Consider the following 12,109-nt stretch of genomic DNA (forward strand, 5'->3'; position numbering starts at 1 on the left):
GTTGACGGCTGCCCAGCACGTCAGAAGGGGGCCCGGTGGCCGTTCAGGCACAGCAGGAAACCGCGGTCGGATCGGTTCGGCATTCCGCGCCGGATTCGGTGCGGGACCGAGAGATCGGCATCGAACAGGAACACCTCGACCAGGTGTACCGGCGTCTCGAGGAGAAGATCCACGAGGCGGAGTTCCTCATGCACGACGCGGCCAAGCGCGGGCAGGTCGGCACGCCCGGCGCCCTCGCCGAGCGGGACGCCCAGGTGTTCCGCGCGGGCGTCCACCTCAACCGCCTCAACAACGAGTTCGAGGACTTCCTGTTCGGGCGGATCGATCTGCTCGCCGGGAAGGACGGCAAGAAGGGCCCCGACGGCGCCTACACCGCCGTGGAGCCCGCCGAGGGGGCCGTCCGCCCCGACAACACCGCCGACATCGCCGAAACGCTCCACATCGGCCGTATCGGCGTCCTCGACTCCGACTACTCCCCGCTGGTCATCGACTGGCGGGCACCGGCCGCGGCGCCGTTCTACCGGTCCACCCCGGTCGATCCGGGGCGCGTCGTACGGCGCCGGGTGATCCGCTCGAAGGGGCGCCGCGTCCTGGGCGTCGAGGACGACCTGATGCGTCCCGAGCTCACGGCGGTCCTGGACGGCGGCGAACTGCCCGTCATCGGCGACGGCGCCCTCATGGCCGCCCTCGGGCAGGCCCGCAGCCACACCATGCGCGACATCGTCGCCTCCATCCAGGCCGAGCAGGACCTGGTCATCCGCGCCCCCGCCGCCTCCGTGACCTACGTCGAGGGCGGGCCGGGCACCGGAAAGACCGCCGTCGCGCTGCACCGGGCCGCCTATCTGCTCTACCAGGACCGGCGCCGGTACGCGGGCGGCATCCTGATCGTCTCGCCCACGCCGCTGCTGGTGGCGTACACCGAGGGCGTGCTGCCCTCGCTCGGCGAGGAGGGCCAGGTCGCCATCCGCGCCATCGGCTCCCTCGTCGACGGCGCCGAGGCGACCCTGTACGACTCCCCGGCGGTGGCCCGGGCCAAGGGGTCGCACCGGATGCTGAAGGTGCTGCGGAAGGCGGCGCGCGGCGCGCTGGAGAGCGGCGGCCGGGCCGCGGCGCAGCTGACCCTCGGCGAGCCCGACGAGGCCCCCGCACCCTCGGTGACCCCCACCCGGCTGCGGGTCGTCGCCTTCGGCCGCAGGCTGGAGCTGGAGGCCGCCGACCTGGACCGCGTCCGGCAGAGCGCCCTCAGCGGCACCGCCCCGGTGAACCTCCTGCGCCCCCGCGCCCGCAAGCTGCTCCTGGACGCCCTGTGGGAGCGCTCCGGCGCGGCCGGCCGGCACAGCGACCCCGAGCTCGCCGCCGAGCTGCGCTCCTCCTTCGACGAGGACGTGACCACCGAGGACTCGTTCATCGCGTTCCTCGACGCCTGGTGGCCCGAGCTGACCCCGGAGGCGATCCTCACCGCCATGGCCGACGAACGGCGGCTCGGCCGCTGGGCCCGGCGCATCCTCAACCCGGGCGAGGTCCGCAAGGTCGCCCGGGCCCTCAAGCGGGACGGCCGCTCGGTGCACGACATCGCCATGCTCGACGAGCTCCAGGCGATCCTCGGCGCCCCGCTCCGCCCGCGGAAGCGGCGCGAGTACGACCCGCTGGACCAGCTCACCGGTCTGGAGGAGCTGATGCCGGTGCGCGAGGAGACACAGCGCGAGCGCGCCGAGCGGCTCGCCCAGGAGCGCACCGAGTACGCGCACGTCATCGTGGACGAGGCGCAGGACCTCACCCCGATGCAGTGGCGCATGGTCGGCCGCCGTGGCCGGCATGCCACCTGGACGGTCGTCGGCGACCCGGCCCAGTCCTCCTGGTCCGACCCCGACGAGGCCGCCGAGGCCCGTGACGAGGCCCTCGGCACCCGCCCGCGCCGCCGCTTCGAGCTGACCGTGAACTACCGCAACCCGGCCGAGATCGCCGAGCTGGCCGCGAAGGTGCTGGCCCTGGCCATGCCCGGCGCCGAATCCCCGTCGGCGGTCAGGTCGACGGGGGTCGTGCCCCGCTTCGAGGCCGTCACCGGCAGCCTGGGCGCCACCGTCCGCGCGGAGGCCGGGCGGCTTCTGGAGCGGGTCGACGGCACCGTCGGCGTCGTGGTCGCCATGAACCGCCGCGAGGAGGCGAGACGCTGGCTCGCCGGGCTCGGCGACCGGGTCGTGGCCCTCGGCAGCCTCGAGGCCAAGGGCCTGGAGTACGACGCCACGGTCGTCGTCTCACCTGCGGAGATCGCGGACGAGAGCCCGGCCGGCCTGCGGGTGCTGTACGTGGCCCTCACCCGGGCCACGCAGCAGCTCACGGTGGTCTCCGGGGACCGTGACGAGCCGGACGCGAACGGCGTCCCGGACCTTCTGAGGGACTGAACAGCTGACGGTTTCCTGTGAACTCCCCGGACGGGAATGGTCTTCGGGCATCCGTTTGTTAGCCTGGTCGTGACACCGGCTCGATCCAAGCCCCCGGGCCCAACCTTCGTCGCTACGAGCGACCACTTGCCGCGAGGCGAGCATGGCGGGTCGGTGTCATGAACGCGAGAGAGGCCCACGTCACCTGTGATGTGGGCCTCTCTCGTTGCCTTCTCCCGGGCGCCTCCCGGTGCCCTCGGCGACTTGATTGAGAACAAAACGATCGCAATCCGGGGCGGCTTTCACGTACTCGTGGGTAGGTGCGACGATCGGACGGCAAACCCGCGACCCAGCAGTGCAGAGGAAGTCGGCCATGGCAACGGCGCCCAGCGTCTCCTACTCGATCACGGTCCGTCTGGAGGTGCCCGCGAGCGGAACGGCGGTCTCCCAGATCACCACGGCCGTGGAGTCCCACGGAGGCTCGGTGACCGGCCTCGACGTCACCGCCTCCGGCCACGAGAAGCTCCGCATCGACGTCACCATCGCCGCCACCTCCACCGCCCACGCCGACGAGATCGTCGTGCAGCTGCGCGGCATCGAGGGCGTCACCCTCGGCAAGGTCTCCGACCGTACGTTCCTGATGCACCTCGGCGGCAAGATCGAGATGGCGTCCAAGCACCCCATCCGCAACCGTGACGACCTCTCGATGATCTACACGCCGGGCGTGGCCCGGGTCTGCATGGCGATCGCCGAGAACCCCGAGGACGCCCGCCGCCTCACCATCAAGCGCAACTCCGTTGCGGTCGTGACGGACGGCTCGGCCGTGCTGGGCCTCGGCAACATCGGCCCGAAGGCCGCGCTGCCGGTCATGGAGGGCAAGGCGGCCCTCTTCAAGCGGTTCGCCGGCATCGACGCCTGGCCGCTGTGCCTGGACACCCAGGACACCGACGCGATCGTCGAGATCGTCAAGGCCATCGCCCCCGGCTTCGCGGGCATCAACCTCGAGGACATCTCCGCCCCCCGCTGCTTCGAGATCGAGGCCCGGCTGCGCGAGGCCCTCGACATCCCCGTCTTCCACGACGACCAGCACGGCACCGCCATCGTCGTCCTCGCCTCCCTCACGAACGCCCTGCGTGTCGTGAACAAGGGCATAGGGGACGTGCGGGTCGTCATGTCCGGCGCCGGCGCGGCCGGCACCGCCATCCTCAAGCTGCTGCTCGCGGCCGGCGTGAAGAACGCGGTCGTCGCCGACATCCACGGCGTCGTGCACGCGGACCGCGCGGACCTGGTCGACGCGGCCCCGGACTCGGCGCTGCGCTGGATCGCCGACAACACCAACCCCGAGGGCCTCACCGGCACCCTGAAGGAGGCCGTGCGCGGCGCGGACGTCTTCATCGGCGTCTCCGCCCCGAACGTCCTCGACGGCGACGACGTGGCCGCCATGGCCGACGACTCGATCGTGTTCGCGCTCGCGAATCCGGACCCCGAGGTCGACCCGGCGATCGCCCGCCAGACGGCCGCCGTCGTGGCCACCGGCCGCTCCGACTTCCCCAACCAGATCAACAACGTGCTGGTCTTCCCGGGCGTCTTCCGCGGCCTGCTGGACGCGCAGTCCCGCACCGTCAACACCGAGATGATGCTCGCGGCCGCGAAGGCCCTCGCGGACGTCGTGAGCGACGACGAGCTCAACCCGAACTACATCATCCCGAGCGTCTTCAACGACAAGGTCGCCGGCGCGGTGGCGGGTGCGGTGCGGGACGCCGCGAAGGCGGCGGGAGCGTCGGCCTCGTAGGCTCGGGGCACCGGGCGCGGGGGTTGTGAGGCTCGCCACGGCGGCCCCCGCCACGGCGCGTCGCGGAACCTCGCGCCGCGGACGGCCCTCTAGGGTTGCGCCCGACCCAACCGCCCATCGTGTGACTCCCAAGGGTTGTCATACGACTCCGTGCGGGTGCCGGATTGGCTTTCGCGCCGCTGGTAGGGGCAGGATGCGTCTCTGGGCGCGTGCACAACGACTTTCGCTGTGCCCAACATGCGGCTCCGCCGCGTGGCACGCCGCAACGGCAAGAAGAACACGGGAGTAACAACATGAACCGCAGTGAGCTGGTGGCCGCGCTGGCCGACCGCGCCGAGGTGACCCGCAAGGACGCCGACGCAGTGCTGGCCGCGTTCGCCGAGGTCGTCGGCGACATCGTCTCCAAGGGCGACGAGAAGGTCACGATCCCCGGCTTCCTGACCTTCGAGCGCACCCACCGTGCCGCTCGCACCGCCCGCAACCCGCAGACCGGCGACCCGATCCAGATCCCGGCCGGCTACAGCGTCAAGGTCTCCGCGGGCTCGAAGCTCAAGGAAGCGGCAAAGGGCAAGTGACCTTGCCGTCTACGCCTCACCGGACGGTGTACGGCGCGTAGGCAACGTGATGGGGCGGCACCCGGTTTTCCGGGTGCCGCCCCATCGTTGTGCGCAGGCGGAGGGCCTCGAGCGCCGACCGGGCCGGTTTCTGCCGGCCCGGTCGGACGAGGAGTGCTAGCCCAGTGCCTTCCCCGGCAGCTCGACCTTCGCGCCGAGCTCCACGAGCTTCTCCATGAAGTTCTCGTAGCCGCGGTTGATCAGGTCGATGCCGTGGACCCGGGAGGTGCCCTGGGCCGCGAGGGCGGCGATCAGGTACGAGAAGCCGCCGCGGAGGTCGGGGATGACCAGATCGGCGCCCTGGAGCTTCGTGGGGCCGGACACGACCGCCGAGTGGAGGAAGTTGCGCTGGCCGAAGCGGCAGTTCGAGCCGCCCAGGCACTCGCGGTACAGCTGGATGTGGGCGCCCATCTGGTTGAGCGCGGAGGTGAAGCCCAGACGGGACTCGTAGACCGTCTCGTGGATGATCGACAGGCCCGTGGCCTGCGTCAGGGCGACGACCAGCGGCTGCTGCCAGTCCGTCTGGAAACCGGGGTGGACGTCCGTCTCCAGCGCGATGGACTTCAGCTGGCCGCCCGGGTGCCAGAAGCGGATGCCCTCGTCGTCGATCTCGAAGGCACCGCCCACCTTGCGGTAGGTGTTCAGGAAGGTCATCATCGAGCGCTGCTGGGCGCCGCGGACGTAGATGTTGCCCTCGGTCGCCAGCGCCGCGGACGCCCAGGAGGCGGCCTCCAGACGGTCCGACAGGGCGGCGTGGTTGTAGCCGCCGAGCTTGTCGACGCCGGTGATGCGGATCGTGCGGTCGGTGTCCATCGCGATGATGGCACCCATCTTCTGGAGCACGCAGATGAGATCCTCGATCTCCGGCTCCACGGCCGCGTTCGCGAGCTCGGTGACGCCCTCCGCCAGGACGGCCGTCAGCAGCACCTGCTCGGTCGCGCCGACCGACGGGTACGGCAGCACGATCTTCGTGCCGCGCAGCCGCTGCGGGGCCTCCAGGTACTGGCCGTCCTCCCGCTTCTCGATCTTCGCGCCGAACTGACGCAGCACGTCGAAGTGGAAGTCGATGGGCCGGCCGCCGATGTCGCAGCCGCCCAGGCCCGGGATGAACGCGTGGCCGAGGCGGTGCAGGAGCGGGCCGCAGAACAGGATCGGGATCCGGCTCGAGCCCGCGTGGGCGTCGATGTCGGCGACGTTGGCGCTCTCCACGTAGGTCGGGTCGAGCACCAGCTCGCCCGGCTCCTCGCCCGGCCGGACCGTCACACCGTGCAGCTGGAGCAGGCCGCGTACGACCCGCACGTCACGGATGTCCGGAACATTGCGCAGCCGACTCGGCTCACTGCCCAGCAGGGCGGCGACCATGGCCTTGGGTACGAGGTTCTTCGCACCGCGGACACGGATCTCGCCCTCGAGCGGGGTGCCGCCGTGGACAAGCAGTACGTCGTCAGAGCCGTTGACGGTCATGTATCTCGCGTTCCATGGATGGTGGATTGGGGCAAGGGCCGGTTGGTGTCGGGGCAGGGCCAGATGAGACAGAGTAATCGCCGTCGCCCCCTGTCCCGTAAGCCCAGGGACCACCCAGCTACGTCATAGCTGTGTCACAACACGAACCGTTTCCCACCGGGCACATGGGGTCACCAACGGCCGCCGCGCGGGCCTGTGCGCCCGGACCGCGCCCGTGCGCGTCCCGTGTGCCCGCATTGCCTCCCCACTTCGCCGGAAGATGCGGGATCATGTCTGGCATGACCGAGGTGTCCTCGCTCACAGGGCGGCTGCTCGTGGCAACGCCCGCCCTGGCGGACCCGAACTTCGACCGTGCGGTGGTGCTCCTCCTCGACCACGACGAGGAGGGCTCCCTCGGTGTCGTCCTCAACCGGCCCACGCCGGTGGGCGTGAGCGACATCCTGGAGGGCTGGGCGGATCTCACCGGTGAACCCGGCGTCGTCTTCCAGGGCGGCCCGGTGTCCCTGGACTCGGCCCTCGGGATCGCCGTCATCCCCGGCGGCGCGGCCGTCGACGGCACCCCGCTCGGCTGGCGCCGGGTGCACGGCGCGATCGGCCTCGTCGACCTGGAGGCCCCGCCGGAGCTGCTGGCCTCGGCCCTCGGCTCCCTGCGGATCTTCGCCGGATACGCCGGCTGGGGTCCGGGCCAGCTGGAGGACGAGCTGGGCGAGGGCGCCTGGTACGTCGTGGAGTCCGAGCCCGGCGACGTCTCCTCGCCGTCCCCCGAGAGACTCTGGCGCGAGGTCCTGCGCCGCCAGCGCAGCGAACTCGCGATGGTGGCGACCTATCCGGACGACGCTTCGCTCAACTGACGCGGGGCGGGTGATCAGGGAACACTCGTCAACCTGGATCACCCGTTCGGGTGTCTGTGGCAGTGTTCGAATCCGGTGTCTCGGCGTGGGGCGTAGCGTCACCGGCATGAAGCAGGTGGTGCAGGTCAGGCTCTTGCCGACGCCGGAAGAGGCGACGGCGCTGGAGGCGACCCTGCGTGCCTGCAACGAAGCGGCGACCTGGGTCAGTCGCGTCGCCTTCGAAGCGAATGTGAAGAGGAACTTTCCGCTGCGCAAGCTCGTCTACGACGAAGCGAAGACGCGGTGGGGCCTGGGCGCGCAGGCTGCCCAGCATGTGATCAAGAAGACGTGTGACGCATATGCCGCACTCCATGCCAATCTGAAGGCCGGGAATCTGGGGAAGCCAGGGTCGAGGCGGTATCGGCGGGTGGTGGAGAGGCCGATCACTTTTCGGCCGGAGGGTGCGCAGCCGTACGACGACCGGATGCTGTCCTGGCGGATCGACGAGTGCCAGGTGTCGATCTGGACTGTGTTCGGGCGGTTGAAGGGCGTGGCGTTCACTGCCTGGGCGGAGGGCCTGGCCGCGCTGACCCTGTATCGCAAGGGCGAGTCTGATCTTGTCTGCCGGGGCGAGGTGTGGTTCTTGTCGGCCACCTGCGAGGTCCCCGAGGCTCCGCTGAACGCCCAGCCGGTCGACTTCCTCGGCGTTGACCTCGGGATCGTGAACATCGCCACCACCAGCGACGGCGAGATCATGGCGGGACGCGAGCTGAACCGGTTTCGAGGCCGGGAACGCAGGCTCCGCAGCAAGCTGCGGAGGAAGGGCACCACCTCCGCGAAGCGGCGGTTGAAGAGACGGGGCCGCAGGGAATCGCGGCGGGCGAGAGAGGTCAATCACAAGATCGCGAAGCGCGTGGTGGCCGAGGCGGAACGCACCGATCGCGGGATTGCTCTGGAAGATCTCACGGGCATCCGCGAGCGGGTACGGCTTCGAAAGCCCCAACGGGCCACCCACTCCTCCTGGGCTTTTGCCCAGTTGGGGACGTTCATCGCGTACAAGGCCCGTCGTGCGGGAGTACCGGTGGTGTACGTCGATCCGGCGTACACCTCGCGTACCTGTGCCGAGTGCGGGCACATCGACAGGGCGAACAGGGTCTCCCAGGCCTGGTTCGCGTGCCGGAACTGCGGATTCGTTGATCACGCGGACCGGAACAGCTCCCGTAACATCCGCGCGCGAGCGTGGATGTTGTGGCGAAGCGGGGCGCAATCAGCCGCCTCTGCCCCACCGGGAAAGCCTCCGGATGGGGCTGGACGCAAGCGACGTGCCACAGCCGGTGGCGCCCGTTGTGCAAGCACGGGAACCATAGTCCCGAGCAGTTGATTACCCTTGGCGCCATGAGCACTCTTGAGCCTGAGACCCAGCCCCAGCGCGGCACTGGGACGGGAACCCTCGTAGAGCCGACGCCGCAGGTGTCGCACGGCGACGGGGACCACGAGCGCTACGCCCACTACGTCCAGAAGGACAAGATCATGGCGAGCGCCCTCGACGGGACGCCCGTCGTGGCGCTGTGCGGCAAGGTCTGGGTGCCCGGCCGCGACCCGAAGAAGTACCCCGTCTGCCCCATGTGCAAGGAGATCTTCGAGTCGATGGCCGGTGGCGGCGACGACAAGGGCAAGGGCGGCGGCGACAAGAAGTAGCCGTAGGGACTTTCCGAGGCCCCCGGGGTGCGCTGCGACGCGCCGCGGGGGCCTTTGCGTGGTTCCGGCGCTTTCGGCCGCCTTTGCCGTTGCACGGGGTGCGTCGGGTGGTCACAGAGTGGTTGAGACCTCTTGTCGGCGTGTTCATGTAGTCCCTAGCCTCCGATGTGTTGTGCAGAGCGAAACAGTCATTGCGTATGTTGCAACGCTCGGAGGATCGCGCCATGAAGCTCCCCACCCGACTGGCCGCGCTCGCGGCCGCCGCCCTGGTCGCCACCGCCTGCGCCCCCCAGACATCCGACAACTCCTCTTCCGACACGGACGACAAGACGGGCACGCTGCGCGTCTGGCTCTTCCAGGAAGTCGGCAACACGCCCAAGGAGAGGGTCGTCGACTCGGTCGTCGCCGCCTTCGAGAAGGCCCACGAGGGCGCGAAGGTCGACGTCGAGTACATCCCGGTCGAGACCCGCGCCCAGCGCGTCAAGGCCGCGTTCAACGACCCCGGGTCCGCCCCCGACGTCATGGAGTACGGCAACACCGACACGGCCGGCTACGTCCACGACGGCGGACTCCTGGACGTCACCGAGGAGTTCGGCGACTGGAGCGAGGCCAAGGCGACCGACCCCACCGCCAAGCAGTCCGTCACCGTCGACGGAAAGCTCTACGGCGCCCCCTTCTACGTCGGCGTCCGCGCCCTCTACTACCGCACGGACGTCTTCGCGGAACTCGGTCTGCAGGTCCCGAAGACCATGGCCGAGCTGGCGACGACCGCCCGCAGGATCCGCGCCGCGAAGCCCGATCTGTACGGCCTGGTCGTCGGCGGCGCCTACACCTACGGCGCGATGCCCTTCGTGTGGGCCAACGGCGGTGAACTCGCCACCGGCAAGAGCGGCTCGTACGCCTCCGGCATCGACAGCGCGGCCGCCCGCAAGGGCATCACCGCGTACACGTCCCTCTTCTCCGACGACAACTGTCCCGCCGCCAAGTGCGCGGGCATGGGCGGCAACGACACCGTCACCGCGTTCGCCGCGGGCAAGGCGGGCATGGCGATCGGCGGCGACTTCAGCCACACGGCCGTGGAGGCCGGCAAGGTGAAGGGCGAGTACGCCGTCGTACCGCTGCCGGGTGTGACGGCCGGCTCGATCGCCCCGGCCTTCGCGGGCGGCAACAACATCGGCGTCCTGAAGAGCACCTCGCACCGCACCCTCGCCGTCCGGCTGATGGAGGCCCTCGCCTCGAAGAAGACGCAGGCCGCGCTGTTCGACGCGATGGGCTTCCTGCCCACCTTCACGGACGTCCGCGACCAGGCCGCCGCGAAGGAACCCTTCGTGAAGCCCTTCGTGCGGACCCTGGCCGCCGGAACCGAGTTCGTGCCCGCGTCGCCCGCGTGGTCGCAGATCGACTCGTCCCTCGTCCTGCCGACGATGTTCCAGGAGGTCGTCAGCGGCAAGAAGGACGTGGCCGCGGCTTCGGCGGAGGCGGCGAAGAAGATGGACGCCGCGTTCGGCAGCGTGGGCTGAACCGGTGACCGTGACCGACACGGCGGTCGTGGAGAAGCGCACCGCGCCCTCCGCGCCGCCGGTACGAAGGAGGCGGAGCCGGGCCGGCCTGACCCCCTGGCTCTACCTCGCGCCCGCTCTCGTCGTGCTGGCCGCGCTGCTCGCCTACCCCGTCTACCAGCTCGGCCTCATCTCGCTCTTCCGGTACACCCAGGCCCAGGTCAGCGGCGGACAGCCCACCACCTTCCGGGGTTTCGGCAACTACGCGGACGTCTTCTCCGACGACCGGTTCTGGCAGGTGCTCCTGTCGACGGTCGTCTTCGCGGCGGCCTGTGTGGTCTGCACCCTCGCCGTCGGCTGCGCGCTCGCCGTGCTCCTCACCCGCGTGCGCGCCGTGCCCCGGCTCGCGCTGATGCTGGCCGCGATGGGCGCCTGGGCGACCCCCGCGGTCACCGGCTCCACGGTCTGGCTGTTCCTGTTCGACCCCGACTTCGGCCCGGTCGACCGGCTGTTGGGCCTCGGCGACCACTCATGGACGTACGGCCGCTTCAGCGCCTTCTTCCTCGTCCTGCTCGAAGTGGTCTGGTGCTCCTTCCCGTTCGTGATGGTCACCGTCTACGCCGGGATCCGCTCCGTGCCGTCCGAGGTCCTGGAGGCGGCCGCCCTGGACGGCGCCTCGCAGTGGCGGATCTGGCGGTCCGTGCTGGCCCCGATGCTGCGGCCGATCCTCGTGGTCGTCACCGTCCAGTCGGTCATCTGGGACTTCAAGGTCTTCACCCAGATCTACGTGATGACGAACGGGGGCGGCATCGCCGGCCAGAACCTCGTCCTGAACGTCTACGCCTACCAACAGGCCTTCGCGTCCTCGCAGTACGGCCTCGGCTCGGCGATCGGCGTCGTGATGCTGCTGATCTTGCTCGCCGTGACGCTGGTGTACCTGCGGCTGCTGCGCCGGCAGGGGGAGGAACTGTGAAGGGAGCAGGTGTGCGTTCCGTGCGGGGCCTGGCGACCCGTCCGTGGCGGCTCGCCGCCGAGGCCTGCGCGCTGCTGGTCGCGGTGGTCGTCGCCTTCCCGCTCTACTGGATGGTGCTGGGCGCCTTCAAACCGGCCGGGGAGATCCGCTCGAGCGAACCACGGCCGTGGACCCTCGCGCCCTCTCTGGATTCCTTCCGGCGCGTCTTCGGGCAGCAGGAATTCGGCCGCTACTTCCTCAACAGCCTTGTCGTGGCCGGCGCGGTGGTGATCGCCTCCGGGCTGATCGCGTTTCTCGCCGCGACCGCCGTGACCCGATTCCGGTTCCGCTTCCGGACCACCCTGCTGATCATGTTCCTGGTGGCCCAGATGGTCCCCGTGGAGGCGCTCACGATCCCGTTGTTCTTCCTCATGCGGGACTTCGGTCAGTTGAACACCCTGGGGTCCCTGATCCTGCCTCACATCGCCTTCTCGCTGCCCTTCGCGATCTGGATGCTGAGAGGGTTCGTGAAAGCGGTTCCGGAGGCGCTGGAGGAGACCGCGTACCTCGACGGGGCGAGCCGCGCGCGCTTTCTGTGGCAGATCCTTTTCCCGCTCGTCCTGCCGGGCCTGGTGGCCACGAGCGTGTTTTCCTTCATCTCCGCCTGGAACGACTTCCTGTTCGCCAAGTCCTTCATCATCAGCGACACCTCGCAGTCGACACTGCCGATGGCCCTGCTGGTCTTCTACAAGCCGGACGACCCCGACTGGGGCGGCGTGATGGCGGGCTCCACGGTCATGACGATTCCGGTTCTGGTGTTCTTCGTACTCGTACAGCGACGGCTGGTCTCCGGGCTGGGCGGAGCGGTAAAGGACTGAT

Annotated in this window: 10 protein-coding genes; 9 read left to right on the top strand and 1 reads right to left on the bottom strand. The window is 69.9% G+C overall.

The features are described from left to right. Window positions 1-35: 35 nt before the first annotated feature. From ABT070_RS26195 to ABT070_RS26205, 3 genes are all read left to right on the top strand, one after another. The gene (locus tag ABT070_RS26195) at window positions 36-2,402 is read left to right on the top strand and encodes a HelD family protein (RefSeq protein WP_351764308.1); all 2,367 of its coding nucleotides are present in this window, start codon (window positions 36-38) and stop codon (window positions 2,400-2,402) included. Window positions 2,403-2,754: 352 nt separating this feature from the next. Further along, window positions 2,755-4,173, top strand: coding sequence for an NAD-dependent malic enzyme (locus tag ABT070_RS26200; protein ID WP_351764309.1), 1,419 nt, complete (start codon window positions 2,755-2,757; stop codon window positions 4,171-4,173). A gap of 293 nt (window positions 4,174-4,466) precedes the next feature. Further along, window positions 4,467-4,748: an HU family DNA-binding protein gene (locus tag ABT070_RS26205; RefSeq protein WP_004000874.1), complete on the top strand. Its 282-nt coding sequence runs from the start codon at window positions 4,467-4,469 to the stop codon at window positions 4,746-4,748. Window positions 4,749-4,904: 156 nt separating this feature from the next. Here ABT070_RS26205 and murA read toward each other — a convergent pair whose 3' ends face one another. After that, window positions 4,905-6,251, bottom strand: coding sequence for a UDP-N-acetylglucosamine 1-carboxyvinyltransferase (gene murA / locus ABT070_RS26210; protein ID WP_093772597.1), 1,347 nt, complete (start codon window positions 6,249-6,251; stop codon window positions 4,905-4,907). A 278-nt stretch (window positions 6,252-6,529) separates the two neighbouring features. On the opposite strand from murA, the gene ABT070_RS26215 reads away from it, so the two are divergent. The 6 genes from ABT070_RS26215 (at window position 6,530) to ABT070_RS26240 (ending at window position 12,108) form a co-directional block, all read left to right on the top strand. Beyond that, window positions 6,530-7,102 carry a YqgE/AlgH family protein gene (locus ABT070_RS26215; RefSeq protein WP_057600444.1) on the top strand — a complete coding sequence of 191 codons (573 nt, stop codon included), beginning with the start codon at window positions 6,530-6,532 and terminating at the stop codon, window positions 7,100-7,102. 106 nt (window positions 7,103-7,208) lie between these two features. After that, on the top strand, window positions 7,209-8,462 hold the full coding sequence (locus ABT070_RS26220; RefSeq protein ID WP_351764310.1) for an RNA-guided endonuclease InsQ/TnpB family protein: 1,254 nt from the start codon (window positions 7,209-7,211) through the stop codon (window positions 8,460-8,462). A 14-nt stretch (window positions 8,463-8,476) separates the two neighbouring features. Continuing rightward, window positions 8,477-8,779, top strand: coding sequence for a DUF3039 domain-containing protein (locus ABT070_RS26225; protein WP_062647990.1), 303 nt, complete (start codon window positions 8,477-8,479; stop codon window positions 8,777-8,779). Window positions 8,780-9,003: 224 nt separating this feature from the next. Then, window positions 9,004-10,299, top strand: a complete 1,296-nt coding sequence (locus tag ABT070_RS26230) for an extracellular solute-binding protein (RefSeq protein ID WP_351764311.1) — start codon at window positions 9,004-9,006, stop codon at window positions 10,297-10,299. A 4-nt stretch (window positions 10,300-10,303) separates the two neighbouring features. After that, window positions 10,304-11,251 (top strand): carbohydrate ABC transporter permease, encoded by a 948-nt coding sequence (locus ABT070_RS26235; RefSeq protein ID WP_451099049.1) that lies wholly within the window; start codon window positions 10,304-10,306, stop codon window positions 11,249-11,251. An 11-nt stretch (window positions 11,252-11,262) separates the two neighbouring features. Next, complete coding sequence (locus ABT070_RS26240) at window positions 11,263-12,108, top strand: carbohydrate ABC transporter permease (protein WP_351764312.1); 846 nt, start codon at window positions 11,263-11,265, stop codon at window positions 12,106-12,108. Window position 12,109 lies beyond the last annotated feature (1 nt).

The sequence above is a fragment of the Streptomyces sp. NPDC002884 genome, assembly GCF_040295245.1.
Lineage (GTDB): Bacteria > Actinomycetota > Actinomycetes > Streptomycetales > Streptomycetaceae > Streptomyces.